21 protein-coding genes and 2 pseudogenes are annotated in these 24,019 nt (G+C 62.9%); 12 read left to right on the forward strand and 11 right to left on the reverse strand.

Annotation, left to right across the window (positions count from 1 at the left end; translation table 11 throughout):
• Window positions 1-30: 30 nt before the first annotated feature.
• From NKJ20_RS09965 to NKJ20_RS09985, 5 genes and pseudogenes are all read right to left on the reverse strand, one after another.
• Window positions 31-1,293, reverse strand: coding sequence for an FAD-dependent oxidoreductase (locus NKJ20_RS09965; RefSeq protein WP_352743826.1), 1,263 nt, complete (start codon window positions 1,291-1,293; stop codon window positions 31-33).
• Window positions 1,294-1,298: 5 nt separating this feature from the next.
• A pseudogene (locus tag NKJ20_RS09970) lies at window positions 1,299-2,236 on the reverse strand (acyl-CoA dehydrogenase family protein).
• Between the two features lie 18 nt (window positions 2,237-2,254).
• A pseudogene (locus NKJ20_RS09975) lies at window positions 2,255-3,291 on the reverse strand (ABC transporter substrate-binding protein).
• 9 nt (window positions 3,292-3,300) lie between these two features.
• Window positions 3,301-4,485 carry an LLM class flavin-dependent oxidoreductase gene (locus NKJ20_RS09980; RefSeq protein WP_352743828.1) on the reverse strand — a complete coding sequence of 395 codons (1,185 nt, stop codon included), beginning with the start codon at window positions 4,483-4,485 and terminating at the stop codon, window positions 3,301-3,303.
• A gap of 60 nt (window positions 4,486-4,545) precedes the next feature.
• Window positions 4,546-6,156, reverse strand: a complete 1,611-nt coding sequence (locus tag NKJ20_RS09985; protein WP_352449709.1) for an ABC transporter substrate-binding protein — start codon at window positions 6,154-6,156, stop codon at window positions 4,546-4,548.
• Window positions 6,157-6,470: 314 nt separating this feature from the next.
• Here NKJ20_RS09985 and NKJ20_RS09990 point away from each other — a divergent pair, with 314 nt between their 5' ends.
• From NKJ20_RS09990 to ssuD, 10 genes are all read left to right on the forward strand, one after another.
• Window positions 6,471-7,457, forward strand: a complete 987-nt coding sequence (locus tag NKJ20_RS09990) for an ABC transporter permease (protein ID WP_352743830.1) — start codon at window positions 6,471-6,473, stop codon at window positions 7,455-7,457.
• Entirely contained in the window at window positions 7,457-8,455 is a 999-nt protein-coding gene (locus NKJ20_RS09995; protein WP_352471358.1) for an ABC transporter permease, read from the forward strand. The genes NKJ20_RS09990 and NKJ20_RS09995 overlap by 1 nt, the downstream gene beginning before the upstream one ends.
• A gap of 2 nt (window positions 8,456-8,457) precedes the next feature.
• Window positions 8,458-9,456 (forward strand): ABC transporter ATP-binding protein, encoded by a 999-nt coding sequence (locus NKJ20_RS10000; RefSeq protein WP_352743832.1) that lies wholly within the window; start codon window positions 8,458-8,460, stop codon window positions 9,454-9,456.
• Entirely contained in the window at window positions 9,434-10,381 is a 948-nt protein-coding gene (locus NKJ20_RS10005) for an ABC transporter ATP-binding protein (protein WP_352743833.1), read from the forward strand. Before NKJ20_RS10000 ends, NKJ20_RS10005 begins: the two co-directional genes overlap by 23 nt.
• Window positions 10,382-10,400: 19 nt before the next feature.
• A complete protein-coding gene (locus NKJ20_RS10010; RefSeq protein WP_352743834.1) occupies window positions 10,401-11,456 on the forward strand; it encodes an aldo/keto reductase in 1,056 nt (351 codons plus the stop codon).
• Window positions 11,457-11,529: 73 nt separating this feature from the next.
• Window positions 11,530-12,120: an FMN reductase gene (msuE, locus tag NKJ20_RS10015; protein ID WP_352449703.1), complete on the forward strand. Its 591-nt coding sequence runs from the start codon at window positions 11,530-11,532 to the stop codon at window positions 12,118-12,120.
• A 259-nt stretch (window positions 12,121-12,379) separates the two neighbouring features.
• On the forward strand, window positions 12,380-13,387 hold the full coding sequence (gene tauA, locus NKJ20_RS10020; protein ID WP_352743836.1) for a taurine ABC transporter substrate-binding protein: 1,008 nt from the start codon (window positions 12,380-12,382) through the stop codon (window positions 13,385-13,387).
• A 69-nt stretch (window positions 13,388-13,456) separates the two neighbouring features.
• On the forward strand, window positions 13,457-14,251 hold the full coding sequence (locus NKJ20_RS10025) for a taurine ABC transporter ATP-binding protein (RefSeq protein ID WP_352471351.1): 795 nt from the start codon (window positions 13,457-13,459) through the stop codon (window positions 14,249-14,251).
• Complete coding sequence (locus NKJ20_RS10030) at window positions 14,248-15,096, forward strand: ABC transporter permease subunit (protein ID WP_352743837.1); 849 nt, start codon at window positions 14,248-14,250, stop codon at window positions 15,094-15,096. The genes NKJ20_RS10025 and NKJ20_RS10030 overlap by 4 nt, the downstream gene beginning before the upstream one ends.
• 46 nt (window positions 15,097-15,142) lie before the next feature.
• Entirely contained in the window at window positions 15,143-16,285 is a 1,143-nt protein-coding gene (ssuD, locus tag NKJ20_RS10035; protein WP_352743838.1) for an FMNH2-dependent alkanesulfonate monooxygenase, read from the forward strand.
• A 670-nt stretch (window positions 16,286-16,955) separates the two neighbouring features.
• On the opposite strand, the gene NKJ20_RS10040 is transcribed toward ssuD, so the two are convergent.
• Window positions 16,956-17,387: a winged helix-turn-helix transcriptional regulator gene (locus NKJ20_RS10040; RefSeq protein WP_352456668.1), complete on the reverse strand. Its 432-nt coding sequence runs from the start codon at window positions 17,385-17,387 to the stop codon at window positions 16,956-16,958.
• A gap of 150 nt (window positions 17,388-17,537) precedes the next feature.
• Between NKJ20_RS10040 and NKJ20_RS10045 the strand changes: the two genes are divergently transcribed.
• Both NKJ20_RS10045 and NKJ20_RS10050 read left to right on the forward strand, forming a co-directional pair.
• Entirely contained in the window at window positions 17,538-18,356 is an 819-nt protein-coding gene (locus NKJ20_RS10045; protein ID WP_352743840.1) for an antibiotic biosynthesis monooxygenase, read from the forward strand.
• 148 nt (window positions 18,357-18,504) lie between these two features.
• Window positions 18,505-19,236: an SDR family NAD(P)-dependent oxidoreductase gene (locus NKJ20_RS10050; RefSeq protein ID WP_352743841.1), complete on the forward strand. Its 732-nt coding sequence runs from the start codon at window positions 18,505-18,507 to the stop codon at window positions 19,234-19,236.
• 94 nt (window positions 19,237-19,330) lie between these two features.
• Here NKJ20_RS10050 and NKJ20_RS10055 read toward each other — a convergent pair whose 3' ends face one another.
• From NKJ20_RS10055 to NKJ20_RS10075, 5 genes are all read right to left on the reverse strand, one after another.
• Window positions 19,331-19,537: a hypothetical protein gene (locus NKJ20_RS10055; RefSeq protein WP_023677964.1), complete on the reverse strand. Its 207-nt coding sequence runs from the start codon at window positions 19,535-19,537 to the stop codon at window positions 19,331-19,333.
• A 182-nt stretch (window positions 19,538-19,719) separates the two neighbouring features.
• Window positions 19,720-20,196 (reverse strand): hypothetical protein, encoded by a 477-nt coding sequence (locus NKJ20_RS10060; RefSeq protein ID WP_352743843.1) that lies wholly within the window; start codon window positions 20,194-20,196, stop codon window positions 19,720-19,722.
• Between the two features lie 204 nt (window positions 20,197-20,400).
• Entirely contained in the window at window positions 20,401-21,006 is a 606-nt protein-coding gene (locus tag NKJ20_RS10065; protein ID WP_502896889.1) for a hypothetical protein, read from the reverse strand.
• Window positions 21,007-21,225: 219 nt separating this feature from the next.
• Entirely contained in the window at window positions 21,226-22,506 is a 1,281-nt protein-coding gene (locus NKJ20_RS10070) for a GNAT family N-acetyltransferase (RefSeq protein WP_352743844.1), read from the reverse strand.
• The gene (locus NKJ20_RS10075; protein WP_352743886.1) at window positions 22,506-23,906 is read right to left on the reverse strand and encodes a lipopolysaccharide biosynthesis protein; all 1,401 of its coding nucleotides are present in this window, start codon (window positions 23,904-23,906) and stop codon (window positions 22,506-22,508) included. The genes NKJ20_RS10070 and NKJ20_RS10075 overlap by 1 nt, the downstream gene beginning before the upstream one ends.
• Window positions 23,907-24,019: the final 113 nt, after the last annotated feature.

The following is a 24,019-nucleotide window of genomic DNA, read 5'->3' on the forward strand; positions in this document are numbered from 1 at the left end:
CGCACTGTCAGGCGATTTTTTTCGGGGCCACTATTCGGCGGCTTCCGATTGGCGGCGACGGCCCGCCAGCACGTTCTTCTGCATCGCCGTCAGCGAAGACCGCACGGCTTTGGCGCCGTGCTCCAGCATCTTGGCCTCATACTCCGACAGCGCCTGGAGAAGCGGCTTGTCGCCGCGTTTGGCGGCCACCAACTCCGGCACCAGCAGCCCGGCGTCGTAGATCGCGGTGTTGCCGCCAAGCGCGCGAAAATAGGTCATGGCGAGGATGGCATCGCCAAGCAACGTCACCGGTTTCGTCGGCCAGGGATCGACAGGCTCGGAGCTGTGGACATGAAGCAGCGCCACCGTAGATGGGTCGGTGTAGCGGATGAGGTTGAGGATTTCCGGGTGCCAGTGGGCGATCTTCGAGATCAGCAGGTCAATCAGTTCTGAACCGGAGAGCTTTGCCAGCGCGTCGTCCGTGGCAAGTTCGTTCTTTTCATAGGCGGTGTTCCACCAGACATAGCTGGTGGTGTTGTTGAAATGGAAACCGGAAAAATCCTTGTGGGTGGCGTCGTCCAGCCCGATCAGTCCATGCTTTCGGAATGCGTCGACATTGACCCTGTGGCTGGTGACCATAAGCCCATGACCTTCGGTTGGCCTGACGCCGGCATTGTAGTCGAGTAGCAGCGGCGAGATCTGGTGAAGGGCTGCGGCATGAAGCGTCATCTTGCCGGCCAGGCGCCTGACGCCGGTGTCGAAGCTTCGCGCATGCGGCACCAGTTGCTGGCGCACGCGCGAGCGGGCGCCGTCGGCTCCGACCAGCACGTCGGCATGGATTGCCGAACCGTCCTCGAAATGCGCGACGACCGAACCATCCGGCTGCTCGTCGTAGCGTGAAAAGACCTTGCCATAGCGCATGATGCCGTCGAGGCCGGACAACAGCACCTGGCGCAGCGTGATACGGCTTACCGATTTTTCGATATGCGTGTCGTCGGCCTCGCCCGGCGCGTTGCCGCCGCCCCAGGCATCCTCGCCCAGGATGTTGAAATTCTCGTCGAGCAGGATGTTGCGATCCGGCGCCTGGCCGAGCGTGGCGACAAAAGCGTCGTAGAGTTCCGGCGGCAAATTGGCGATCAGGGAATCGATGCCGCGCTGGCGGATGCGCAGACGAAAACCCTGGACATAGTCGGTGCGGGCGCGGTCCTTCTCGAAGACCGCGACACTGATGCCGTTCTTCTTCAGGCCTTGCGCCAGTGTCAGGCCGCCGGGGCCTCCGCCGATGATGGCGACTTCGACATGTTCTGTTGTCATAGCGCTCAACCGACCGCCGCGAGCTTGGGCTTGCCCGCGGCAATAGCCGGTGTCTCGGCCAACTGCCAGGCGATATGGCGGCTGAGCGTCGCCTTGGCGGCGATCGTGCGGATCATGTGGTTCTGCGGTGCGTGGGAACGGGCGGTCAGCGCATCACGGTGGTGGCGCTCAAGCTGGAAATCTCTGTTAAGGCCTGGATTGCCGGCAAGCTCCAGCGCCAGCGAGGTGACGGCAACGGCATTGTCGATGACGACATGCCTGACCGTCATTCCGTCGGTGTGTCTTCGGCAGGAACCGCAACATTATCCAGAATGATGTCGTCGCTGGCCGTCGCCTGCATGCCGGCGGCGTTCCATGTCTTTTCGACGCGCAATCCGGGCGCGTCGGTCGGCACCAGGAATGAAGCGAGACGCGGCTGCGGCTCGTCGGTCAGCGCCAGCAAGTTCACCCATTTCAGAATAGGAATGCCAGTGACGTAGTTCTTGTGGCCGGATATCCGCCAGACATTGCCGACGCGCCGGGCAATGGTTTCGGGCGGCTTGCCGTGGGCGGGCGAGCCAATCCGCGGCTCGGCTTGCGCGGCGTTGATCAGAGCAGGGCCAAGACGGCCGGCCTCGACAATCCGCTGAACCAGATGGCTCGGCCATTTTCCGGATTTCCGCATCGCATACTGGCTATTATAATGCGTGGCCAGCACCAGCGCCGTCGACGGCTCGCCACGGCCAATCTCGGCGATCACCGCCTGTGCTTCCGTCAGCCCGCCACCGAAGCCGCCATGTTCGCGCGCCGTGACCAGGCCAAGCAGCCCCGCCTGGCGAAGCCGGTCGAAATTGGCGAATGGGAATTCCCCGGTCGCGTCGTGATGCGCGGCGGTCAGCGCGAACTCGTCGGCAAGGCCGGCCACTTTCTCGAGGAGTTGCGGAAACTCGGCAATTGTCGACATCATGACGTTGGCTTTCTCTCAGGCGGCGGCGCGAATGTTCACCAGATCGAGCGGCCGGCGATCGACCCAGTGCTCGACGTCGAAATCGCCGGCGAGGAAGCCCCAGTCGCGCAGGAAATTCTTGTAGTGGGAAACCGCTGCGACGAGCTCAGGCTGCAGTCCGAGGCCGAGATGCTTATGGACATCCGGACCATTGGCGGCCAGCACCTGTTCCTCGGTGGCCCCGGCTTCGCGGGCAACAAAGCGCTGCGTCTCTTCCGGATGCGCCTCGGCCCAGGCACTGGCGCGCAGGATGGTCTCGATCAGTCGCGCGACCAGATCGGGGCGTTGTTCCGCCAGCAGTTCATCGACGGTCAGCACGCGCGGCGAACCGGAATTGATGCGGATGTTCGGGTCGGGGTGGAAGCCGAATTCCACGACCTGGATGGCGCCGATCAGATTGGCGACATTGATGCCGGCCGTGCCTTTGACATAGATGGCGTCGACCTCGCCCCGGATCAGGGCTGCGGCTTCCTCGCCATAGGCCTGCTTGCGCTTGAGGCCGAACAGCGACGGTCCTTCCTGGCTGTCGAGCACGCTGTCGGCCAGCGCTATGTCGACGATCTCGACGTCGCCATAGCCAAGGCCCTCGAGCGAGAGCGCCGAGACCAGTCCCTTCAACGCCGTCGCTCGCATGAAGTCGACGATTCCCTCGGGGCGCCGGGCGATGCCGAAGCGGCGGCCTTTCAGGTCCTGGGTGTCCTGATGCCGGAACCGGGCAGGGCGATGATTGCCTGGAATTCGTCGGTCCAGGTGATGCCGACGAGACGCGTCTTGCGCGCTTCGGACCGCGCGCGGATCGGCGGCACGTTGCCGCCGTGGCGGAACGACCAGTCGAGCGTGTGGTTGAAATGGCTCTGGCGGATGTCGCGATTGGGCGAATCGATGATCGACTTCAATTCGATCCCCTCCTTGCGAAAGGTCTCGTCGAGAAGCCCGAGCTGTGCGGCGAGCCCGACAGGCGTCGGCACCGGGCAGCGTGTGTACCAGATTTCGGAGATCGCAGTCGCGGTCATGATTGCTCCTTAGGCGTTGCGCAGGCCAGCCTGCTTCATCAGCGGCAGGATGTTCTCGCCGAAGAATTCGAGGTCAGGCTTGAAATCGAAGAAGGACAGTTGCAGGCCGTCAATGCCGGCGTCCTTGAGCTTGACGAACTGGTCGACGATCTGTTCGGGCGTGCCGATGAGATAGATGTTGCCGCCGACCTTGGCGTAGGGATCGTCGCGGCCCTCGCGTCCTTTCCAGGCCTGGGCATCGCTGTTGAAAGTCTGGAAGCCTTTCGGCGTGCGGCTGTCGGCATGGGCGACGATCTCATCGGCGACCGCCCAGGCTTCCTTCTCGGTCGGCCTGCTGATGACCAGCGGGTTGAGCAGCGTGCGCACCTTGCGGCCGACGCCGAGGGCTGCGTCCTTCACCTTCTTCGTATGCGCCGGCAGCGCTTCCAGCGCGCTGGCGATGTCGGAGCCGGCCGGGCTGGTGACGAAGACGATGTCGGAATAGCGGCCGGCAAAGGAAATGCCGGCATCGGAGCCAGTGGCGTTGACCAGGATCGGCCGGCCGTAATTCGGCTTCGGTGTGACGAAGCCGCCATTGAGCTTCCAGCTCGATTCTCCGGAGAATGAGAAATTCTCGTCGTCCTGCCACAGTCGCTGCAGCACTTCGACGAACTCGGCGGCGAGTTCATAGCGGCGGTCGTGCTCGATACGGTTCCAGCCGAACATTTCATGTTCGACGGCGCGATGGCCGGTGACCACGTTGATGCCCCAGCGGCCGCCGGAGATGTGGTCGAGCGTGGCGCCGAATTTCGCCAGATGCAGCGGATGCCAGGGACCGTAGAGAACATGCATGGTCGAAATCAGCATGATCTTCTTGGTAATCGCGGCCATCGCCGCCACGGACACGAAACTGTCCAGCGCCTGGCCGTTGAAGACACCGCCATAACCGCCCTTGGGCAGCCACTGGCTGAGCGCGAAGACGAGGTCGAAGCCAAGCTCCTCGGCCTTCAACGTCAGATCGCGATTGTAGTCGAAGCGCCAGTCGGTCGAGCGCGGCAGCGTCGAGTTGGTCCAGCCACCTGCCTGGATCGGCAGGAACAGCCCGATTAGCACCGGCTGCTGAAGCGCTTTCGACAGCGGGCTGTCCGGATAGTCGGTCGGCGCCTTGAAGAAGGGCGTGCCGACGATGGAACCAGGCTTGTGGGCGAGCGTCATGGCGAACTTTCTCGGGTGGAGGAAGGGAACCCGCGCGAAGGACCGCGCACGGGTCAGGGCTCAGGCGACGATATGGGCGGTTGCGAGGGAGCCGGCATTGCCCTCGGCGCCCACCGTGTGACCGGCTATGCGCCTGTTGTAGAGGGTGATTTCCGGTTGGCTGACGATGCCGATATCGGGCAGGTCCTCGACCACAATCTGCTGGATCGCGGCCCATTGCTCGAAGCGCTTTTCGTGGTCGACCTCGACGGCGGCCGCTTCAAGAAGTTCGTCGACCTTGGCATTGCTGTATTTCGAACCGTTGGAGAACGGCACGCCGGGTTTGAAATTCTTAGACCAGTAGAGGCGCTGTACGCCTACCGTCGGGTCGAACAGATTGCTCATGCCGTTGAAGGTGAAGTCGAAGTCGCGGTCGGTGTAGATGCGCTTGGTGTAGGTGGCGAAATCCTGGCTGCGCACGGTGACCTCGATCCCGACCGCGGCCAATGCCTGCTTGATGTAGTCGGCGCCGCGCTTGTAGGTTTCGCCGCTCGGGACATAGTCGTGGACAAGCTTGAGCCGGGTACCGTTGGCGTCGCGCGGCAAGCCTGCTTCATCGAGCAGTTTATCGGCGGCGGCCGTGTCGACCGGATAGGTCTTCAGGTCGGCGATGAACCACTTCTTCAGATTGGGGTTGATCGGGCCTGGAATGGTTTCGCCATAGCCATAGTTGATCGTCTCGCGGATGACGTTGCGGTCGATGACATGGGCGAAGGCACGGCGGACGCGAACATCCTGGAAATAGGATTTCTCCAGGTTGAACTCGACCCGGCTGATGCCATTTGAATATTGGTAGCCCTGTTCCTCGAAGCCGATATGCGGCAGCGTCTCAAAACGCTGCAAATCGCTGTACGGAATCGGCGTTGCCGGCGCCAGATCGATCTCGCCTGTCTCCAGCGCCAGCGCGCGCGCCGAAGCGTCCGCGATGAAGCGCACGATCAACCGGTCGAGATAGGGGCGCGGTGCGTCCCAGTAGTCAGGATTGCGTTCGTAAACGATGTGGCTGCCGCGCACCCATTCCTTGAAGACGAACGGGCCGGTGCCGACCGGAGCGACGTTGACCGGATTTTCGGCTGCCTTTGTGCCGTCATAGAGGTGCTTCGGCACGATCGGCGTTTCGGCCGCGGCCAAGGCCGTGATCAGGTAAGGCGCCGGCCTCGACAGGACCAGCGTCACGGTCAGCGGATCCGGCGTCTGGATGTCTACAAGGTTGAGGAAGGTGTTGCGGCCGCGCGGATGAACCTCTCTGATCGTGGTGATCGAATAGGCGACGTCGGCGGCGGTGAACGGCTGGCCATCATGCCACTTCACGCCTTCGCGCAGCTTGAAGGTGTATTGCAGCCCATCGTCACTGACTGACCATTGTCTGGCCAGGGATGGGCGCGGCGTGAGATCGAAATCATAGGTCAGCAGGCCTTCGGTGGTCTTTGCCGAGACGTAGACCGAATTGAATGCCGTGTGGGCGATGGTCGTCAGCACAGGCGGCTCAGCCGAGAGCACCAGCGTCGCCGTTCCACCCTGTTTCGGCTCGGCGGCGTAGGCGCTGCGCGATGCAGGCAACAGGGTCGCTCCGAGCGCGGCTGCCGAGATGCCGAGGAACCTGCGGCGGTTCGGACTGAGGAAATGAGACATCGCGTCCTGGTCCTTTTTTGCTGCCGGACCCGATCGACCGATCGTCGGCCACCAGGTTAAAAATCCGTTGTTCCAAGAGCGGGTCCGTTTGCGAAAAGATTTGGCCGACCTGCTCCCGCGCTTAAGATTTCATGCTTCAAACAGCTAAGTTTGTAGTATGAAATAAAATTCTATTCTGCAATGAAGCCAATTGCAGGATAAAATTTCTTAAATCAGGTTTGACAATGTCTATAAATCTTGTCAACTAAAAAGCGCGGAACTTTCCGGGAAACAGCAAACCCGCATCGTCAGCCACAGCCGGGATAGCGAAAACGATGTCGACCCTGACGCGCATTGGCAGAACCTTCCGGCGCACCGCCATCCAGGCGGTGCCGACCGTTCTGGGCATCGTCATCCTGAATTTCTTCCTGCTGCAGCTCGCGCCCGGCGACGCCGCCGATGTCATGGCCGGCGAGGCTGGCTCGGCCACTGTCGAAACGATGGCGGCGCTTCGCCAGCGCTTCGGGCTCGACAATCCGCTTCTCGTCCAGCTGTTCAACTATCTCTACAATCTGGCGCATTTCAGCCTCGGCTTTTCGCCGCGCTACGGCATGCCGGTCGCCGACCTGATCGGCCAGCGGCTGCCCGGCACGCTGGTGCTGATGGCGGTGGCTCTGGCCGTCGCCATTGTGCTCGGCCTCGCCCTTGGATCGGTGATGGCGGTGTTTGCCGGGCGCCTGCCGGATCGTGTGCTCTCCGTTATTTCGCTGCTGTTCTATTCAATCCCGGGTTTCTGGATCGGCTTGATGCTGATCGTGCTGTTTTCGGTCAAGCTCGGCTGGCTGCCGAGCGGCGGCTCGGGAACCGTCGGCAGCAACCTGACCGGCCTTGCCGGGCTCTGGGACAGGGCGCGCTACATGATCCTGCCGGCACTGTCGCTGGCGCTGTTCTACGTGGCGATCTATGCGCGGCTGACACGAGCGGCGATGCTGGAGGTCCAGTCGCAGGACTACGTGCGCACCGCCGCAGCCAAGGGCCTGCCGCCGGCCATCATCACCATTCGCCATGTCCTGCGCAACGCGCTGATCCCCATTACCACCATGGCCGGCATGCATGTTGGCGGCATGCTCGGCGGCGCCGTGGTTGTCGAGACCGTCTATTCCTGGCCCGGCCTCGGGCGTCTCGCCTTCGAAGCGGTCATGGGCCGCGATTTCACCGTGCTGCTCGGCATCCTTCTGTTGTCGTCGCTGCTGGTCATCATCGCCAACGCGACCGTCGATCTTCTGCACGCCTGGCTCGATCCCCGTATCGGAGTACGCTGATGGCTTCCACCGATTTCGCCGCGGGCGATGCCCGTTCCCGCCGTCTCCATGCCGATGCTCGCGGGCCTGCGGCACCGCCTGAGCCCGAGGCAAAGAGCTGGAGCAATCTCCACGCGCCCGACGCACGCTCCGCTTCGGCAGCGTCGGTGCCGATAGCCGCTGGCGGGCGTGCGCTGAAGGTCTTCCTGCGCAATCCCAATGCCATGTTCGGCGTGGTGTTCCTGTCGTTGGTCGTGCTGGCCGCACTGCTCGCACCAGTCCTCTATCCGGCCGATCCGCTATCGATGGTGGCCCGGCCCTTCCTGTGGCCGGGCCAGAACCCAGCCTTCCCGCTGGGCACGGACTCCATGGGCCGCGATGTGCTTTCCGGCATTCTGCATGGCGCGCGGATTTCGCTGTTCGTCGGCCTGGTGGCGACCGCGCTCGGCCTCAGCTTCGGCATCCTGGTCGGCGCCGCCGCCGGCTACTTCGGCGGCTGGATCGACGACCTGCTGGTGCGCCTGATCGAGATCTTTCAGACCATACCGAGCTTCGTGCTTCTGGTCGTCATGGTGGCGATCGCGCAGCCGACCGCGCCTGTCGTGACAGTGGCGATCGCCGTCATCACCTGGCCGACGGTGGCGCGGTTGACCCGCGCCGAGTTCCGGGCCATCCGCGAGAAGGATTTCGTCATGGCCGCCCGCAGCCTCGGCTACGGCCATGTCCGCATTATCTTCCGCGAGATCCTGCCCAATGCGCTGCCGCCGTTGATCGTGACCTCGTCGGTGATGGTGGCGACCGCGATTCTGATGGAATCGGCGCTGTCCTTCATGGGCCTCGGCGATCCCAACGTCGTCAGCTGGGGCTCGATGATCGGAGCGGGCAGGGAATTGATCCGCACCGCTTGGTATCTGACAGCGCTTCCGGGACTGGCGATCGTCTTTACCGTGCTGGCGCTGAACCTGATCGGTGACGGCCTCAACGATGCGCTCAACCCGCGTTTCTCACAGGAGCGATAGAGATGGCGGCTCCTTTGCTCAGGATCGACAATCTGACGGTTCGCTTCCCGACCACCGAGCCGGTCAGCCGGCTGAGCTTCGAGGTCGGTGAGGGCGAGACGCTGGCGATCGTTGGTGAATCAGGCTCCGGCAAGTCGCTGACCGCGCTCGCCCTGATGCAGCTTCTGCCGCGCTCGGCGAAAATCCCCAATGGCAGGATCGAATTCGCCGGCAAGGACCTGCTCGGTCTCGACCAGAGGGCTATGCGGAACCTGCGCGGACGCGAGATCGCCATGATCTTCCAGGAGCCGATGACGTCGCTCAATCCGGTGCTGACCATCGGCCGGCAGATCACCGAGGTGCTGACGCTGCACGAAGGCATACGCGGCAAGGCAGCGCGGAGCCGTGCCATCGAGCTTCTCAATCTGGTGCGCATTCCCGATCCGCAGCGGCGCATCGACGACTATCCGCACCAGCTTTCCGGCGGCATGCGCCAGCGCGTCATGATTGCCATCGCCGTTGCCTGCCGACCGTGCCTGCTGATTGCCGACGAACCGACGACGGCGCTCGACGTGACCATCCAGGCGCAGGTGCTCGACCTGCTCGATACGCTGCGCCGCGAACTATCGATGGCTGTAGTGCTCATCACCCACGATCTTGGTGTCGTCGCACAATGGGCCGACAAGGTCGTCGTCATGTATGCCGGCCGCAAGGTTGAACAGGCGCTGCCCGGCGTGCTGTTCAGAACACCCCTTCACCCCTATACGCGCGGCCTGTTGGCGGCGTCGCCGCGGCTGAAGACCAATCTCCACTACCGCGACGCCAGGCTGACGGAGATTCCCGGCAGTATCGTCTCGGCCGCCGGCGAAAAGGGCTGCCCGTTCCGGCCGCGCTGCGCGGTGGCGCGCGACAGTTGTGCCCATTTCGTACCCGCCCTCGTCGAGGTGAGCGAGGATCGTCTAGTCGCCTGCCCCTACAGCTTCATTCCGGAGGTTGCGCATGGCGCTGCTCTCGGTCTCTGACCTTTCCACTCATTTCCACGCCCAGGGCGGCACGCTGCGCGCCGTCGATGGCGTATCCCTCGAAGTCGGACGCGGCGAGACGGTTGGTCTCGTCGGCGAAAGCGGTTGCGGAAAATCGACGCTAGGCAAGACCATCATGCGGCTGGTCGACCCGACTAGCGGCAGGATCGAGTTCAACGGCACCGACATCACCGTTCTCGACGCGCGCCGGCTGAAGGCGGCGCGCCGTAATATCCAGATGATCTTCCAGGATCCGTTCGCATCGCTTAATCCGCGCCACACGATCGGCGACATCCTGACAGCACCACTGAAGGTCCATGGCATCGGCAACACGGCCGAGCGGCGCACCATCGTCGAGGACATCATCGAGCGTGTCGGTCTGCCGAGGGATTCGCTTGGCCGCTACCCGCATGAATTTTCCGGCGGGCAACGCCAGCGCATCGGCATCGCCCGGGCGCTGATCCTCAATCCGGAACTGGTCGTCTGCGACGAGCCGGTCTCGGCGCTCGACCTTTCGATCCAGGCGCAGATCCTCAACCTGTTGGTCGACATGAAACGTCAGCTCGGGCTGTCCTATCTCTTCATTTCGCACGATCTATCAGTCGTCCGCTATTTCGCCGACCGGGTGCTGGTCATGTATCTCGGCCGCATCGTCGAAAGCGCCGACAATTCGACGCTGTGGACCTCGCCGAAGCATCCCTACACGCGCGCGCTGATGGATGCCGTGCCGGACCCGGCGCGCCGACGTCAGGCCGCGCCGATCCATGGCGATCTGCCAAGCCCGCAGAACATCCCCAGCGGCTGCCGTTTCCATACCCGCTGCCCGCTGGCGACCGATCTGTGCCGTTCGCAGGAACCGGCGTTCCGGGCGATCGCGCCGGGACACCATGTCGCCTGCCACTACGCCGAACCAACCATCAACTGAAATTCAACGGAGCAGAAAAATGTCCGACTACCGCTATCTTGGCCGCAGCGCCCTGAAGGTTTCGCCGCTCAGCCTCGGCACGATGATGTTCGGCGGGCCGACCGAGGAGACGGTCGCGCATCGCATCATCGACAAGGCGCGCGAGCAAGGCATCAACTTCATTGACACCGCCGACGTCTACCACAACGGCAAGTCCGAGGAAGTCGTCGGTCGCGGCATCAAGGCGACGCGCGATCATTGGGTCGTGGCGACCAAATTCGTCAACTCGCATGACAAGGGGCCTAATCTCGGCGGCCATTCGCGCAAATGGGTGATCCAGACGGTCGAGAACAGCCTGCGGCGCCTGGGAACAGACTATATCGACCTGTTCTACTTCCACCGCGCCGTCTTCGATGCGCCGCTGGAAGAGCCGGTGCGGGCGATCGCCGACCTGATCCGCCAGGGCAAGCTGCGCTATTTCGGCGTCTCCAACTTTCGTGGCTGGCGCATCGCCGAAGTCGCGCATCTGGCCGATGAACTCGGCATCGACCGGCCGGTGGCCAGCCAGCCGCTCTATAACATCGTCAACCGCACCGCCGAGGCCGAACAGCTGCCGGCGGCCGCCTATTACGGTCTTGGCATCGTCTCCTACAGCCCGCTGGCGCGCGGCGTGCTGACCGGCAAATACGAGCCGAACCAGGCGCCTGCCGCCGACACGCGGGCCGGCCGTGGCGACAAGCGCATCGCCGAGACCGAGTGGCGCCCGGAATCGATCGAGATCGCCAGGCAGATCGCGGCGCACGCAAAGTCACGCGGCGTCTCGGCCGCCGATCTCGCGCTGGCCTGGGTGTTGAACAACCGGCTGATCACGGCGGCGATCGCCGGCCCGCGCACCGAGGAACAGTGGGACAGCTATGCGAAGGCGCTGGACTTCAGGCTGAGCGCCGAGGACGAGGCCTTTGTCGACTGCCTCGTCACCGCCGGCCATGCCTCAACGCATGGGTTCAATGATCCGAGCCATCCGGTCGAAGGCCGCGTGCCGCGTTCGGAGCCGGCCGCGCCGATCCCGCTGACACGGCCTCTGCGCGCCGCCTGACGGTCGCCGACGAAATGGCGGGGCCGGCGGCCCCGCCCGCGTTTCCAATTGCTTTGGACAGATGAGAGAGCCCATGAATTTCCACGTCGAACGGCTGCGCCAGAACATCGTCGTGCTTTCGGGCAACACCCACAGGCCGTCGAAGTCGCGGACGCTGGCGCATCATCTCGGCGAGGCGCTGCGCGAAAGATTGTCTGTCACAGTAAATTTCCTCGATCTTGTCGATGCCGGCCGTGGTCTGGGTGCTGCGTTTACTCGAAAGGAATTGACGCCGGAGGCGCTGAATGTGGTAAACGCGGTCGAACAGGCCGACGCGCTGATCGTCACGACGCCGGTCTACAACGGCTCCTATGCTGGCCTGTTCAAGCATCTGTTCGACCTCATCGATCCACTGGCGCTCGTCGACCGGCCGGTCCTGATCGGCGCGACGGGTGGTGGCCAGCGCCACGCGCTGGTAGTCGAACATCAGCTTCGCCCGCTGTTTGGCTTTTACTCCGCCCTGACGGTGCCGAGCGCCGTCTATGGCAGTGACAGCGACTTTGCCGACGGCAAGCTCGTAGATTCGCTGGTTCTGGCGCGGGCCGGGCAGGCCGTGGATCAATTCGTTGCCCTGCTTTCACCGCGCCAGCCGAAGAGCCAACCGGTCCGGGCGGCTTCGGCCTGACGGATAAAGTGCCAAGGCAAGTGCCTGATGGGGCGATATATTGCCAAGGCGCGGCCCGTAAGCACTCCGCATTTTGCGCCTGAATAATCCCGCGGGCGACAGCGTGCCGTCTAAATCCGAATTCTTTTTTAAGCGCGAGCTGATTTTAAGAATTCCATTGCTATCTAAGTCTATAATATCAGTGGACTTTAATCCAACGCTCTTTGAATAGGGCGGGCAGTCGAGGGGTTTGCCCTCTGTTCAAAAGGATTAAGGCTCCATGCGAAAACTTATTTCCGCCGCCCTTGTCGGGCTTGCCATAGCGGCCGCATCCGCTGCAGCGCATGCCGACGACAAGAAAGTCGTCATCGCCTACCAGACCGGTGCCAATCCCTACAATCTCGGCATTGCCAATGGCGATCTTGCCAAGAAAACCGGCTGGAACATCGAATACCGCCGCTTCAATTCCGGTGCTGACATCTTTGCTGCCATCGCATCCGGCGACGTCCAGATCGGCGATGTCGGATCGAGTCCGTTCGCCGCAGCCGTCAGCAGGGGCATCGACGTGAAGGCCTTCTACATCTCCTCGGTCTCCCGTGACGGAGAAGCCCTGGTGGTGCGGCCCGATATCAAGTCGCCGGCCGACCTGCGGGGCAAGAAGCTTGCGGCCGCGCCGGTATCGACGGATCATTACCAGCTTCTCGCCGTCCTCAAGCAGGAAGGCATTTCGGAGAAGGAAACCCAGGTCATCGCCATTCCGCAGCCCGAAATCGTCGCTGCCTGGAAGCGCGGCGACATTGACGGGGCCTTCGTCTGGGACCCGGCACTCTCTGAACTCAAAAAGGACGGCAAGGTTCTGCTCACAGCCGGCCAGGTCGCCGACCGTGGCGCGCCGACCTTCAGCGCGCTGGTCGTGACCGGCGATTTCGCCAAGGCCAATCCCGACTTCCTCGGCCAGTATGTCCGGCTGATCGACGGCTACAACACCGCCTACTTGAGCAACCCGGCCGCATGGGGACCGGACTCAGAGAGCGCCAAGCTGATCGCCGGCCTGCAGGGTGGCACGGCGGCCGAGAATTCGGAGCAGTTGAAGACGACTGTGGTTCCGCCGCTCGACGAGCAGGTGTCCGACAAATGGCTGGGCGGTGGCGACAAGAGCGCCGTTGCGAAAATCCTCAAGGACACTGCGGGCTTCCTGAAGGACCAGCACAAGATCACCGCCATCAAGGACAGCTACGCCGCGTTCGCCGATCCGGAATACGCAGACGCTGCCAAGGCCTCGAACTAGAAATCACCTGACGACATTCAGGTTCTGGCTGGCGGAATTCTCGCCAGCCAGACTGCTTGGAGGCCCACCATGCTTCGGATCCGCGATGCCAGCGTGACCTTTCCGGCCTCGGATGGCCAGGACGTACACGCGCTTGATCACGTCTCGCTCGATATCGCTCCAGATTCCATCGTTGTCGCGGTTGGCGCTTCCGGATGCGGCAAGTCGACATTGCTCAACGCGATCGCCGGCTTCCTGCCGCTCACCGAAGGCACGATCACACTGGACGGAAAAGAAATTGTCGCGCCCGGCGGCGATCGTGGCGTCGTCTTCCAGAAAGATACCTTGCTGCCCTGGGCCAATGTGCTGGACAATGTCGCTCTCGGCCTGAAATACCGGGGCGTGCGGCGCGGCGAACGCCATGAGCGATCGAGGCGTCTGCTGGAACTGGTCGGGCTCGCCGATTTCGCCGAAAAGCCGCCCTATGAACTGTCCGGCGGCATGCGCCAGCGAGTCGGCATCGCGCGGGCGCTGGCCACCGATCCGAAGATCCTGCTGATGGACGAGCCGTTCGGCGCCCTCGACAGCCTGACGCGCGAGACGATGCAGCAGCTTCTGGCCTCGGTCTGGGCCAAGACCGGCAAGCAGATCCTGTTCATTACCCATTCGATCGAGGAAGCCCTCACGCTCGGCACCACCATCGTTGTGATGTCGCCTCGACCAGGCCGCATCGTTGCCCGGTTCGACGCCGACTTCGTTCGCGACTTCGCTGAGAGCGGCGACATCGGGCCGATCCAGTCCCACCCGCGTTTCATCGAACTGCGGCAGGAAATCCGCTCGCTGATCCACCAGCCGGAAGGCGCCCGCACAGGAACCTTGCAATGACGCTCGCCGCCAATTCCGGAACCTCTTTTTCGTCTTCGATAGCTCAACGCGCGCCGTCTCCCAAGACGCGCCGGTCCGCTTCGACAAGCACGCTCGGCATCAGCCTGGTCACCTTGGCGTCGCTCATCGCCTTGTGGTTTTTGGCCACGCGCTTCGGCTGGGCGTCGCCGCTGTTCCTGCCGTCGCCCGCCGAGGTACTGACCCAGTTCAGCGCCGTCTGGGCCGATGGCTATGCCAACGGTACGCTCCTCGAGCACACACTCGCCAGCCTCGGCCGCATCGCCGCGGCGCTCGGTGTCGGCATTTTCCTGGGCATTCCGCTCGGCCTGCTGATGGGACTCAATCGCTGGGTCAAGGGCATCTTCAGCGTTCCGATCGATCTCTACTGGGGTCTGCCGCCTTTGGCCTATCTGCCGCTGCTGATCATCTGGCTGGGCATCGGCGAAACGTCCAAGATCGTGCTCCTGTCGCTGTCGACCTTCGCCCCGATCTGTTTTGCCGCACAGGCCGGCGTCCGGTCGGTGCCGGCCGAACGCATCAATGCCGCGCTGTCGCTCGGTGCGAGCCGGCTGCAACTTTTCACCAGCATCATCCTGCCGTCCGCGTTGCCGGAAATCATGACCGGCCTGAAGATTGCCATCGGCGCCGGATTGTCCACGCTGGTCGCCGCCGAGCTGATCGCCGCACAGTCGGGTCTCGGCTACATGATCATGTCGGCGGCCAATTTCCTCGCCACCGACGTCGTCTTCGTTGGCCTCATCGTCATCGCTGTCCTTGCCTTCGCCTTCACCAGCGGCATGCGCTGGCTGGAGCACCGCCTCATCCCCTGGAAGGGCAAGCTCTGACACGCTTGCCGGCCCACACATTCCCCGTCGCGATAGGAACAATCCAATGACCAGCAAGCCGCTCGATCTCTACTGGTACCTGCCGACGCATGGCGATGGACCGTATCTCGGCACGGACGAGCGGCACCGCCCGGCAACCTTCGGCTATCTCAGGGAGATCGCCCAGGCTGCGGACCGGCTTGGCTTCAAGGGCGTGCTCCTGCCGACAGGAACGCGTTGTGAAGACGCCTGGATCGTGGCGGCCGGGCTGATCCCGCTCACCGAACGGCTGAAGTTCCTCGTGGCACTTCGGCCGGGCAGCGGTACACCGGCGCTGTTTGCGCGTCATGCAGCCACTCTGGACCGCATTTCCGGCGGTCGTGTCCTGCTCAATGTCGTCACTGGAGCCGACCCGGCCGATCTCGCCGGCGACGGCAACAAGCTCAGTCATGACGAGCGCTATGCACAGACCGACGAGTTCCTGACGATCTGGCGGCGGATCCTTTCGGGCGAGCCGGCGGATTTCGAGGGCAAGTACCTTTCCGCCCACGGCACCGACATTTCCTTCCCGCCGGTTCAGCGGCCGCATCCGCCACTCTGGTTCGGAGGCTCTTCGGATGCCGGCATCGCGATCGCCGCCAAGCACGTGGATACCTATCTGAGCTGGGGTGAACCGGTGGACCAGCTTGCCGAAAAGATCGCCCGCGTCAGGGAAGCCGCAGCGGCGCAAGGCCGCATGATGCGCTTCGGGCTTCGCGTTCACCTGATCGTACGCGAAACGGAGGATGAGGCGTGGGCGGCGGCCGACCGGCTGATCAGCCACGTCACCGACGACCTGATCGCCGAAGCCCAGAAGGGATTTGTCCACATTTCGGAATCTGTCGGCCAAAAGCGCATGTCGGCGCTGCATCAAGGTCGACGCGACCGGCTGGTCGTCGGCCCGAATCTATGGGCGGGACCGGGGCTGGTGCGCGGAGGTGCAGGAACGGCGCTGGTCGGCAATCCCGACAATGTTGCCGCGCGCATTCGCGAGTATCAGGAGATCGGCATCGAAACGATCATCGCGTCCGGCTATCCGCATCTGGAAGAGGCGTTCAACGTCGCTGAATTGCTTTTCCCCAAACTCGGCCTGAGTGGCGAAGCCGCACCCCAGGAGCGCAGCTGGGACGTCGAGTTCGGACGCCCCAAAATCGCCGCGTCCGCTTCGTGACGTCCTGCCGACGGCGTCGGCCAGAGCGATGTCATGTCGCTTCGCGACGGCGATCGAAGCGAGGCTGCGGCTAGGTCCAATGACATGGCTTTCGGGAATCGACCGAGAGCAACGAGCGTCCTAGCTAACGCGGGTCGCGTCTGAGGGGCCGGGCGCTGCCGGTATGTGGCACGCCCGCCCGTTCGAGGATGCGCTTCCACCCCAGGTAATAAGTGTGCTTTGACATCGGCAGGTTTGGATCGAAGATCGAAGGGCAAACGAATGGAGAGACCTCGACATTGATTTCAGGTGCAGAATAGGTGCAGCCAGAAATCAAACCGTGGCGTATGTCCGGTTAGGTATCGATGATTGGACGAGCCGAAAAAGCTAGTGTCTACAGCCGTTTATCGTACAATTGGCTACCGCCGGATAAAGTTAGGATAGGGCATATCCGGCCTCTCAAAATCGAGTTCCGCAAGGAGTGCTGGTTCGATCCCGGCTAGGGGCACCACTTTTTAAATTCCCACCCACTTCCTGTTAAATCCAATGGCGTGGGTGGGATCGTCCAACCCACTGAATGGTTGCACCTCGCCTATTGCCGCAAGCAACCTCGGGAGGTGAGATATGCGGTAACATTATGGCACGATGCGAAACCGCTTCGTCTTGGATCGTGCTGCGGGCCGGACCGTGCCTAGCGTAGGGCCGCCACGACGTCGGCGAAGTCGGCCCGCTTGCCATTGCCGGCGCGACGCAATTGCACCTCGACCGGCTTGCCGTCGGATTGGTCGCAGTAGACGATGGGTCCGGGCCGCACCCATTTGTCGCCCCACTCGGTCAGCGCGATAATGACCGTTTTGAATTCCAGCCCCTTCCGGGTCAGGACGTAGTCGGCCTGCTCGCCGGCGGCACCCGGGCGACGGTCCATCAGGCCGGCCTCGACGAAATCCTCGAGGCGCTTGGCCAGGATGTTGGTGGCGATCCCCAGGCTCTTCTGGAATTGCGAAAAGCGCGTGCAGCCGCCGAATATCGCGTCGCGCAGGATCAACAGGCTCCAGCGCTCGCCGACCAGTTCCAGGGCGCGTGAGGCCGAGCAGTTTTGTTTTTCATAGAGACGACCAAGCATGGTGTGAACATACCCTATTGACTTGCATCATGCAAGTAGGCATTGTGCTTGCATGATGCAAGCGACAGAGGTCGAGAGAGCGTCGCTCCACTTCATCGCCCGAGATTTCGGGTGTCCATCAACCAATCAGATCCAGACAGGAGATATGTTATGAAAAAGGAAGAAGATTACACGACGTCATTCGTCGTTAAGCAAAGCCCCGAAGAGGTTTTTGCGGCGGTTATCAATCCGCGCGCCTGGTGGTCCGAAGATATCGATGGCGATACCAACAAGCTCGGTGCGAAATTCTACTATCATTTCAAGGATATCCACCGCGGCACGTTCAAGGTCACGGAGCTTGTGCCCGGCAAGAAGGTCGTCTGGCACGTCGTTCTGAACTACTTCAACTTCGTCAGGGATGCGACCGAGTGGACCGGCACGGACGTGGTCTTCGAAATCGCGCCGACCGAAAAGGGGACCGAGCTGCGTTTCACCCATGTCGGGCTGAAGCCGAGCGAAGAATGCTACGATGTCTGCCATGACTCGTGGCGCTTCTATGTCGCAAGTCTCCGCGAGCTGATTTCGACGGGCAAGGGGCAACCCAACAAGGGCGAAGAGAACGCCAACCCAACGGTCGTGCCGCAAAGCGAGGATACCCGCACCGTCGAGCGCAAGGCGGCAGGCGATGGCGCCGGGATGATCGTCATGACGACGGCAGCGGCGAAGCCCGGCATCGAAAGCAAGGTGCGGAATGCCCTGCGGGACGTGGCGGGGGCGGCCCGCAAGCAAAGCGGATGCATCGACTATAGCGTCTTTCGCTCGGAGGCCGAGCCCAACGTTACCATCTGCGTCGAGCGCTGGGCATCGAAGCAGGAGCGCGACGCTTTTCTACGCTCGGCGGACGCGAAGAATTTCGTTTCGGCCATAACCGGCGCCTTCCTGGAGCGGCCTTCGCCGATCTCCTACACGACATTGGAAGTCGGGTCCTAGTTGCAAGGTTCGCCTGGTCACGGCGCCGGCTGCCCTGGAGCAATGCAACGGGGAGACGGCGTCCAAGCGTGGGAACAGAAAATCATAGCCTACTTGCATGATGCAAGAACGAATGGCTTGCATTCATGCAAGAGGAGGAGAGATCGCCGTGCCGAAATCAATGGAAGTCACAAACAAAGCCGTTCTCGTGACCGGAGCCAACCGCGGCCTCGGCAAGGCGCTGGTCGAGGAAATATTGAGACGGGGTGCGAACCGGGTCTATGCCGGCGCGCGCAAACCGCTCGCCCACGCGGATCGGCGCGTCACGCCGCTGATCCTGGACGTGACCGATGCGGTGCAGATTGGGGCGGCTGTCGAGCGGATCGGGTCTCTCGATATCCTCATCAACAACGCCGGCATCGGGCTCTACGACGATCTTGGCGATCGTGCTGCGCTTGAGCGACACCTCGCCGTCAACCTGCTCGGCGTGCATGGCGTAACCCACGCATTCCTGCCGCTGCTCACGCATTCGCGCGGCGCCGTGGTCAACATCCTGTCGGAAGCGGCTCTCGTTCCCTTCCCGATTATTCCGTCTTACTCACTGTCGAAGGCCGCCGCGTTTTCCATGACACTACGTGCTCTCGCCGGCGCTCGTGGCGTGAGCGTTCATGCAGTCCTGTCCGGTCCCATAGACACCGACATGAGCAGAGACGCCGATATACCGAAGAGCTCCGCGGAGAGCGTCGCGAAAGGTATCCTGGACGGCATGGCGCGAGGGGAGGAGGAAATCTTCCCTGATCCAAAATCGGCATCCATGGCCGAGAGCTGGCGCGGCAGCGCGTTCAAAGCGCTCGAACGCCAAATGGCGGCTTTTGTCCAAGCCATGCCCGCCGAGCCATAGGCGACCGCCGCCATCGATACGCTGCCAGCATTCGCAATTCAGCACCCCACAGTGGAGCGGAACATCATGCTGTTGAACGCAACTTCCCCGGTTTTCACCAGCGGATCACGATGACTTTGTCGGTCCCGTTGGCGAGTTCGACAGCTTCGGTGCCATCCGGTTTGCGGCTTTGGATTCTGGCGCTCTCGACAGCTTCAACGCCAACAACGTTGACTGCAAAGGCTTCATCGATTTCGGCGGCACAGACCAAGGTGTCCGGCGGCAGGTCCTTTACTTGATCCAACAACTCGCGAAGCTTCATGGTCGAATCTCCTTGGCGATAGCAGGAATGAGCAGCACGCTTTCGCCGCACATTCGGAACCATGTCCCTTGAGAAAGGTTCCCGATGAGGTGGAGATGCCGCAGAATGGGACGAGCGCGGCGATCCGCCCGTCGCGATGATGTGAACGCGCCGTGCGAAGCATCTGTCTCAAATCCCTGTCCCTAATGCTGCCGGCGCAATTCCTTGTTGATCATGCCGCCCATCGCTAGACCGACCGCCATCACCGCAAAAGTCGCCGCGATAGATCGCTTCGGCAGCACCGTCTCCCAACCTGGCGTCAACCGCTTCGGCACGAAGCCATAATCTGTTGCCGCGGCAATGGCCGCTGCCGCCAACGCATCGCGAAATATCAGAAGCGACGGACGCGGCGGGCTCGAGGCGAGCCATAATTCGAAAAGGAATGCCCAGAAGATGGAGGAAGCGTGATGCGTGCCATAGCCGACGAGCGTGTGCGCCACGTCGCCGCGCCGCACCGACGCGGCTTGCTCGCCATGGAGCCAGTGGCTGGTCGCATTCGCGGGCTGCAGGGCGCCTTTGCCTTCCCGCCTGGCAAGCAGGGCCAATGCAACTGTCGTGGCGAAGCTGACGATCGTACCCGAAACGGCTGCGGACAATCCTGTCCGGATCAGACTTCTCACTTGGTCCTCCGTCGTTTCGCGGTCGGCTCCTTGGAACGCCTTTGTGAATTCGCGGCAGTGTCGTGATTGCCAAAACGGCAAAACGAGTCCGAAGGTCCGAGCACGGACTTTTGGTTGGACGTTATCCCAGGAGCGTCCTCCGGGATAACGCCTTTGAGGTCCGGCTGCATTTCCTGGTAGGCTCGGATCGTAGCCCGGCCGCTATTACATCGGCCCCGGCACCATCTTGGTCGGCTGCTCAGGCATCGGAAACGGATAGTTGTCGCATTTCACGTCCGGGTTCGTCGGGCTGAACATTCCGAGCGGGTTGTCCTTGAACAGCCAGGCGTGAAGGTCGTAGTGGTGGAACTCCTTCGGGATGAGCGGGTAATGCCCCTCCATCGGCCCCTGGAATGTCTGGCCGAAGAGCTTCGGCGGCTCCTTTGTGTCCGGCGTCAAGGGCACGAGCCATTCCGCGCCGACCAGGCGCAATTCGCCGCCGACCGGCTCATAGATCAGCACATTGGGGCGCGTCGGATCCGCGGTCGGGCCGACAGTCGTGACGTTGACGAAATGGATGCCCATCGCGCCCTTCGGGTAGTCCATCGCCCCCTCTACCTTTTCGCCGCTGTAGAAGACGCATCCTACCGTCGATAGATAAAGCTCGCGAATGGCAACCTTGTAGTCTTCATACCTGGACAGCGATTTACGCAGGGCATCGATCTCGGCTTTGTCGGGTTCGGCCGCCCGAGGAGTGGCGGCGTTCAGACACGCGCCAACGAGACCTGCCAAGGTGAGGATACCGACACGCCTGAGGTGAGTTGTTTTCATCATGCATTCCTCCCAGATTTTTTTCTTCTGGCCGTGCAGGACCGAGGCGGCAGTGATGCTGGACGCGCGGCCGTAATTGATCGCCTCATCCCGGTTGGGACTGCGTCGATGCTAATCCTTTCCGCTGATCGGGAGAATTAACCCTGACGACCTAGGCCCGAGCGGGCCGACGGTGCGGAGACGGACGGCCGGGCCGGGTCCCACTTTGGACCCCATGCACTAGCGCCGGCGCAGCAGGCTCCTCATCCGGTTGCGCAGCAGGCGCGCCATGTTGCGGGTTTCGCGGTAGAGGTGAAGCTGCGACGCCGCCTGGCGGGCGGGGCGGTCGGCGTCCGGCGTCAGCCCGATCACCAGCGTGCCCATCGGCTTGCGTTCGCTCCACAGCCGGCTCATCACCGGATGGTCGGGCACTGCGCAGGAATCGGTCATCATGATGTTGGGGTCGTCGAGATGCTGCCTGGTCACCTCGATCATCAGCAGCGTGCCCGGCGAATAGGCGGCGAGCGTCTCGTCATAGGCGGTCTTCCAGGTGTAGGCGACGCCGGCCTCGACGAAGACGATCAGGCAGGCGACGGTGCGGCCGTCGAGCGTCAGCGAATGGATGCGGCAGAGATCCTGCTCGGCCAGCCGGTGCACCGCTTCGCGGGCGAAGGCGGCGCGGTAGCGGTCGATGGCCATGGCGGTGCGCTCGCGGCCTTTCCAGCCGGCAGCCTCCAGCGTCAGGAAATTTTCGATGGCGTGGCGGATCTCGTCAGGCCCGCGCGCCACGACATGCTGCAGCCGGCCGAGGTCGGCGAGGCGGCGCTTCAGGCGGCGGAACTCGCGATAATGGTGGGCGCGCAGCGAAGCTTTCAGATATTCCTCGCCGTCGAGCTCGCTTTCGAGCACCGGGCGCTCGGCCTTGCCGGTGGTGACCAGCGTCAGGCCGCGCGTTTCGGCGACGCTGGCGAGCAGGCTCGCCACCGGGCCATCCAGCCTTATGTCGGGCAGCACGAAGACCTTTGGCAGCTTGAGATGCGGCCTGGACAGCATCGCGAAGAAATCCTCGATGACGCCGATCGGATCGTCGCGGTCGACCAGGGGCGTGCCGATCGGGCCGAACGGGCTCGACCAGGTGCGCATGACGGGAACCCCGAGCGGCACCACCGGTCGCTCGACCGAGAACGGCACCAGCAGGCGCAGCCGGTTGCGATACTGGTCACCGTCGCGGATGACGGCCAGCCGCACCTCGCGGTCCTCGAGCCTGGGCATGGCCGGCGCCAGGAAGCGCGGATTGAAGAAGACGTTGGACTCGATCGTGCGGGTACAGAGATAGTCGAGCTCCTCGACCAGGTCGAAGCCGGCGGAGGCCGGATAGATGGCAAGCTTGCGCTCGGGCCGGTTGTTGGCGAGGATCTCGACATGGGCGGGATCGGCTTCGCGGGCAAGCCCGGCAAGGCCGGACACCATGGCGCCGGCCGGGCCGCCGCTGGTTTCCTCGAGCAAGGGGACGGCAGCCATCAGGCGGCTCCTTTGGCGGGCACGAAAATGACCATGGCGATGCCGAGCTTGCGCCAGACCGTAAAGGACAGCGCGCCGGCCTCGAAGATCATGGCGAAGACGGTGGCCATCGCCGCGCCCCACAGACCGAAGAGCGGGATCAGCACGACGCTAAGCGCGATGTTGAAGGCCAGCGTCATGGCATAGACAGCGGCACAGATATTCTGGTTGCCGCTCATGGTGAGCAGGCTTTCGCAAGGGCCGACGGCGGCCCGCGCGACGACGCCGAGCACCAGCAGGAAGAGCAGCGGATAGCCGGCGGAAAATTCCGGGCCGAACAGGGTCAGCATCGGCTCGCCCAGGGCCAGCACGAGCAGCGCCATCGCCAGCGACGGCCAGAAGGTCCACGACACGGTTTCGCGGGCGAAGGCGGCGAGCTTGTGCGGCTCGCCATGGGTGAACTGCGCATAGCGCTGGGCGACGCCGGCCTTGACGGCGAAATAGACGAAATGCACCAGCGCCAGCGTCTTGACGGTGGCGAAATAGACGGCGACGTCGTTGGGATCGAGGTAGGCGCCGACCATCAGCACGTCGGCATTGGTGAGCAGGAAGAAGAAGCTCTCGACCAGGAAGATCGGCAGCGACACGATGAACCATTGGCCGAAATGCAATTTCATCGGCCCGGCCGGGATCCTTCTGTCCATGCGCGACGTCACGCCGATGAGCTGACCGAGCGTGGTGGCGTAGGTGGCGGCGATCGCGGCGAAGATCGCCGTTCTGGCGTCCGGCGCGTAGCCCGCCAGCAGCATCAGCGCCATGAACGCCAGGATCAGCAGCGGCCGCACCAGGAATGTCGGCGACAGCGCAAACAGCGCCCAGGAATTGGCCCGCGCCAGCCCTTGCAGCAGGTCGGACATGGCGATCATCGGCAGGCAGATGATGCCGAGAATGAACGGCACGACATAATAGTTCTCGATAAAGGGCGACAGTAGCCAGACGGCGAGCGCGCCGAGGCCGGCGATCACGGTGGAGGCAACCAGCACGAACAGCCGGCTGGCCCGCACGATGCCGCGCAATTCGGCCATCATGCCGCGCTCGCGATATTCGGGAATGAAGCGGATGATCGAGGTGTGGAAGCCGAGGCAGGCGAGATTGCCGACGATGACCATCGTCACCCATACGAGCACGAAAATGCCGTATTCGAACGAGCCCATCCAGCGCGCCATCAAAACCTGGCTGACGAAGGCGATGACGGCGCTGACGATGCGGACCGAAAAGGCGATCAGCGACATGCGGCCGGCCTCGCCGCGCGCGCCGGCGCTGAACAGGACGGCATCGATCAGGCCAAGCAGCGGCCTGATGCGCAGCGCAAGGCGCTGCGGCAGGAACCGCCCGGCTGTCGTCGCCGCGGAAAAGCGCACCCCGATCAAACTCCGTTTTCCGCCAATTTACAGGGGTTGGGTGTAGCGGAGACACATTAAGAAACGGTTGGGTGAGCTTTCCTTCGCCCCGTCTCTATACGGGGAGAAGGTGC

Source organism: Mesorhizobium sp. M0185 (assembly GCF_040322175.1).
Classification (GTDB): Bacteria; Pseudomonadota; Alphaproteobacteria; order Rhizobiales; family Rhizobiaceae; genus Mesorhizobium.